This window comes from Cupriavidus sp. WGlv3 (assembly GCF_023952475.1).
Lineage (GTDB): Bacteria > Pseudomonadota > Gammaproteobacteria > Burkholderiales > Burkholderiaceae > Cupriavidus > Cupriavidus phytorum.
Window position 1 is genome coordinate 1 of sequence record NZ_JALHRX010000127.1, and the last position, 612, is coordinate 612.

General features: G+C 71.6%; 1 protein-coding gene. It reads left to right on the forward strand.

What is annotated here, in order from left to right; genetic code table 11:
• Window positions 1-612, forward strand: a 612-nt coding sequence (locus MKD38_RS30805; RefSeq protein WP_252682453.1) for a type VI secretion system Vgr family protein, incomplete at both ends; no start/stop codon positions are given.

A 612-nucleotide genomic window follows, 5' to 3' on the forward strand; every position in this document is an offset into this window, starting at 1 on the left:
GCCCAGCGCCAGGCCGGCGCCGGCATGGGCTGGCAATGGCTGCCGCGCATCGGGCAGGAAGTGCTGGTCAAGTTCGCCGACGACGACATCGACCAGCCGTTCGTCATCGGCGCGCTGTACAACGGCCAGGGCGAAGCCGGCCACGCACCGACGCCAGGCGGCAAGAGTGCCGCGGCGGGCAGCGACAGCAAATCCCTGTACGCACAGGGCACGGACAGCGCCCCCAGCGCGCAAGGCAACCTCGCTGGTGGCAACAGCCCCGCCTGGCACGGCCTGGGCGCGCAGCCCGATGGCCACCGCAATGGCGCGGCGCTGACGGGTTTCAAGAGCCAGGAACACGGCGGCAAGGGGTACAACCAGCTGGTGCTGGACGACAGCGACAGCCAGCTGCGCACCCAACTGGCCACCACGCTGCAGTCGACTCAGCTCAACCTTGGCCACCTGATCCATCAGCAGGACAACCGCCGCGGAAGCTTCCGCGGCCAGGGGTTCGAGCTGCGCACGGACGGCCACGCCGCCGTGCGCGGCCAGGCTGGCCTGTTGCTGACCACCTACCGCGACGCCGCCACCGGCCGCGCGCTGCCCACCGGCGACAACGCCGCCGGCATCGCG